This window comes from Variovorax sp. 01T439_2 (assembly GCF_056398445.1).
Map to the genome: position 1 here is coordinate 1 of NZ_JBFTPJ010001068.1, position 1,865 is coordinate 1,865.

2 protein-coding genes are annotated in these 1,865 nt (G+C 67.2%); both read left to right on the plus strand.

All coding sequences use genetic code 11. From position 1 onward, the window contains the following. The first annotated feature begins 64 nt into the window (after positions 1-64). Entirely contained in the window at positions 65-910 is an 846-nt protein-coding gene (locus AC1DOC_RS31920; RefSeq protein ID WP_018906120.1) for an ABC transporter ATP-binding protein, read from the plus strand. Then, positions 907-1,740, plus strand: a complete 834-nt coding sequence (locus AC1DOC_RS31925; protein WP_018906119.1) for an ABC transporter permease — start codon at positions 907-909, stop codon at positions 1,738-1,740. The genes AC1DOC_RS31920 and AC1DOC_RS31925 overlap by 4 nt, the downstream gene beginning before the upstream one ends. Positions 1,741-1,865 lie beyond the last annotated feature (125 nt).

The following is a 1,865-nucleotide window of genomic DNA, read 5'->3' on the forward strand; positions in this document are numbered from 1 at the left end:
CCCCGCGACCCGGCTTCGGCCGGGTTTTTTCTTGTGGCGGCCAATGCCAGAATTCTCGCCAGACATGTCCGACTACGCACTCGAGCTTCTCTCCATCAGCTGTACCTTCCATTCGAAGGACGACCCGGGCCAGCGCTACACCGCGGTGGCCGACACCACGCTGCGCGTGCGGGCCGGGGAATTCGTCTCGGTGGTGGGTCCCACGGGCTGCGGCAAGTCGACCTTGCTGAACGTGGGCGCGGGCCTGCTCGAACCTTCGTCGGGCACCATCAAGGTCTTCGGCCAGACGCTGGCGGGCGTGAACGCGCGCGCCGGCTACATGTTCCAGACCGAGGCGCTGATGCCGTGGCGAAGCGCCATCGACAACGTGATGGTGGGGCTGCAGTACCGCGGCGTGCCCGACGCCGATGCACGCGGGCAGGCCGAGGCCTGGCTTTCGCGCGTAGGTCTCTCGGGCTTTGGCGACCGCTATCCGCACCAGCTCTCGGGCGGCATGCGCAAGCGCGTGGCGCTCGCGCAGACGCTGGTGCTCGACCCCGACATCATCCTCATGGACGAGCCCTTCAGCGCGCTCGACATCCAGACGCGCCAGCTGATGGAAAACGAGGTGCTCGACATCTGGAGCGCGCCGAGCCGCGCAGCGCCCCGGGGCTCACAAGGTCGGAAGGCCGTGCTCTTCATCACGCACGACCTCGATGAAGCGATTGCAATGAGCGACCGCGTGGTGGTGTTGTCGGCGGGCCCGGCGACGCATCCGATCGGCGAGTTCGCCATCGACCTGGCGCGCCCGCGCGACGTGGCCGAGGTGCGCACGCAGCCGCGCTTCGTCGAGCTGCATACCCAGATCTGGGAGGTGCTGCGCGACGAAGTGCTCAAGGGCTATGCGCAGCAGCTCAGGAAGGCCGCATGATGCCGCGCCTGAACGAACGCAACGCGCGCTTCTGGCAGCTGGTGCTGCTCGCGATCATCCTGGTGGGCTGGCACCTGGCGTCGCGCAACCAGCAGGTGGCTTTTTTCCTGGGCGAGCCGATCCAGGTGGCGGGGCGCATCTGGAGCTGGTTCCTGCCGTTCGAGGTGCCGCCGAATCTGCTGTTTCCTGAAGGCCTGAAGGGCAATGCCGACATCTACCGGCACCTGGGCACCACGCTGCTCGAGACGGTGCTGGCCTTCGGCATCGGCACCGTGCTCGGGCTGGCTTGCGGGCTCTGGCTGGCGCTGGCACCCACTGCCAGCCTGATCCTCGATCCCTACATCAAGGCCGCCAACTCGATGCCGCGCGTGATCCTCGCGCCGATCTTCGCGCTGTGGTTCGGCCTCGGCATCTGGAGCAAGGTGGCGCTGGCCGTCACGCTGGTGTTCTTCATCGTGTTCTTCAACGTCTACCAGGGCGTGCGCGAGGTGAGCCCGGTGGTGCTGGCCAACGCGAAGATGCTCGGCGCCAACCAGCGGCAGCTGCTTCGCACGGTCTACCTGCCGAGCGCGACGAGCTGGGTGTTCTCGAGCCTGCACACCTCGGTGGGCCTGGCCTTCGTTGGCGCGGTGGTCGGCGAGTACCTGGGCTCGGCGCGCGGCGTGGGTTACCTGATCCTCCAGGCCGAAGGCACCTTCGACGTGAACACCGTATTTGCCGGCATCGTGGTGCTGACGGCCTTTGCGCTCTTGCTCGACGGCCTGGTCGGCCTGATCGAGAAGCGCCTCATGAAGTGGCAGCCGCGCAGCGGCGAAACCGAAAAGCTCTAGCGCCCGCGCTTCGGTTGCCGCCGGCCCGGCAGGCAAGGCTCAGCGCTTTTTCTTCGAAGGCGTGCCGCCGCGCTTCTCGCGCACCACCTGTTTGCCTGCAGGCGTCTTCACCACCACGTTGCGGC

What these genes read in the sequence shown, in the direction of transcription:
- AC1DOC_RS31925 (WP_018906119.1), top strand. Translation starts at nt 907, where the DNA reads ATGATGCCGCGCCTGAACGAACGCAACGCGCGCTTCTGGCAGCTGGTG.
- AC1DOC_RS31920 (WP_018906120.1), top strand. Translation starts at nt 65, where the DNA reads ATGTCCGACTACGCACTCGAGCTTCTCTCCATCAGCTGTACCTTCCAT.